This window comes from Vibrio sp. Vb1554, assembly GCF_033344235.1.
Genome location: NZ_JAWPOJ010000442.1, coordinates 1 through 1,056, shown reverse-complemented (window position 1 = coordinate 1,056; position 1,056 = coordinate 1). Strand labels below are relative to the sequence as shown.

Genomic DNA, 1,056 nt, shown 5'->3' with positions numbered 1-1,056 from the left:
GCGGTGAATGCTTTTTGTCCCCACGGACACTGCATTGGGTTGCTGATTGGGCTAAATGCTGAAATCGAGCGGTATAGTGTCGGATTCTTAAGGCCAATGGTGAGCGCACCGTGTCCGCCCATGCTGTGGCCAGAGATTGATTTCACATCCGATACTGGGAAGTTGGCTTCGATGATGGCTGGCAGCTCTTGCGTGACGTAGTCGTACATATGGTAATGCAGTGACCACGGTGCTTGAGTGGCGTTGAGGTAAAAGCCTGCGCCTTGGCCTAAGTCGTAACTTGCATCATCGGCAACGCCTTCACCACGCGGGCTGGTGTCCGGAGCAATGATGGCAATCCCAAGTTCTGCCGCCATACGAAATGCGCCCGCTTTCTGCATAAAGTTTTCATCGGTGCAGGTTAAGCCCGACAACCAGTATAAAGCGGGTACTGGGTTGGATTTGGTTGCATTCGGCGGCAAGAAAATCGCAAAACGCATGGTGCAGTTCAGCGCTTTAGAATCGTGCGTATATTGTTTGTGCCAACCGCCAAACACTTTGGTTTGGCTTACATTTTCAATGGTCATGGATAAACTCTCTAACAACAGAATGAATTCAGGCTCCCCCTACGGAGAGCCTGAGTCAGCATTACTTATCCATATGGATAACGGTACGGATGCTCTTACCTTCGTGCATCAGATCAAATGCTTTGTTTACGTCTTCCAAGCCCATCGTGTGAGTAATGAACTCTTGTAAGCCAAACTCACCCGCCATGTAGCGGTTTACGATTTCTGGAAGCTCAGAGCGACCTTTCACGCCACCGAACGCACTGCCGCGCCATACACGACCCGTAACCAGCTGGAATGGACGAGTTGAGATCTCTTGACCCGCACCCGCAACACCGATGATCACCGACTCACCCCAACCTTTGTGACAGCACTCAAGCGCTTGACGCATTACGTTGACGTTACCGATACATTCGAATGAGTAGTCCACACCGCCATCCGTCATTTCAACAATCACTTCTTGAATTGGTTTGTCGAATTTTTGTGGGTTGATGACGTCTGTAGCACCAAG

At 50.4% G+C, this 1,056-nt stretch carries 2 protein-coding genes; both read right to left on the bottom strand.

Translation table 11 applies throughout. The annotated features are described in order from the left end of the window. The coding region (fghA, locus tag R8N28_RS26925) for an S-formylglutathione hydrolase (RefSeq protein ID WP_318183882.1) at positions 1-566 on the bottom strand (566 nt) is incomplete at its 3' end. Between the two features lie 61 nt (positions 567-627). Next, positions 628-1,056 (bottom strand): zinc-binding dehydrogenase (locus R8N28_RS26920; protein ID WP_318183881.1); only part of this gene is annotated, 429 nt, incomplete at its 5' end.